Genomic DNA, 593 nt, shown 5'->3' with positions numbered 1-593 from the left:
GGTGTATTTAACTTTTTCTTACGCCAGCCGTGGGTGCAAAAACTGAGTGAACAGACTATCGGTATGGTGGATTTACCGTTATTTTCTCAGCCTACGCTAAAACAAGAATTATCAGGACATGCGGCAATCACGGTAACACTAGAGCAATTAGAAACAATGTCACCTTCCCAGCGAGAAAAATATGTGCTGGTGGTTCAAGATCCATTTACCAGTTATTACGATGCAAAAGTGGTAGCTGATTTTGTTAAATTGATTGAAAAATTGGGTTTTAACCCTGTTTTACTGCCATTTTCACCAAATGGTAAAGCACAACATATTAAAGGTTTTCTTGCTCGTTTTGCTAAAACCGCACAGAAAACGGCAGATTTCCTGAATCGAGTGGCTAAACTTCAGTTACCGATGGTAGGGGTCGATCCTGCTTTGGTTCTATGCTATCGCGATGAATATCATGAAATATTAGGTCAGCAACACTGCCGTTTTACTGTACAACTAGCTCATGAATGGTTGAGCACATTGCCTGAACCTCAACAAATGGCTACCTTGACGTCAGATCCATGGTATTTCTTTGCTCACTGCACTGAAACAACCGCTCT

At 41.1% G+C, this 593-nt stretch carries 1 protein-coding gene; it reads left to right on the top strand.

The genetic code is table 11. The features are described from left to right. Positions 1 to 593 (top strand): (Fe-S)-binding protein (locus ABN217_RS19820; RefSeq protein WP_502935145.1); only part of this gene is annotated, 593 nt, incomplete at both ends.

Source organism: Proteus sp. fly-1067 (assembly GCF_040139345.1).
In the GTDB taxonomy this organism is placed as follows: Bacteria; Pseudomonadota; Gammaproteobacteria; order Enterobacterales; family Enterobacteriaceae; genus Proteus; species Proteus vulgaris_B.
The sequence above is the reverse complement of the archived record's forward strand: the minus strand, read 5'-3'. Positions and strand labels throughout refer to the sequence as shown.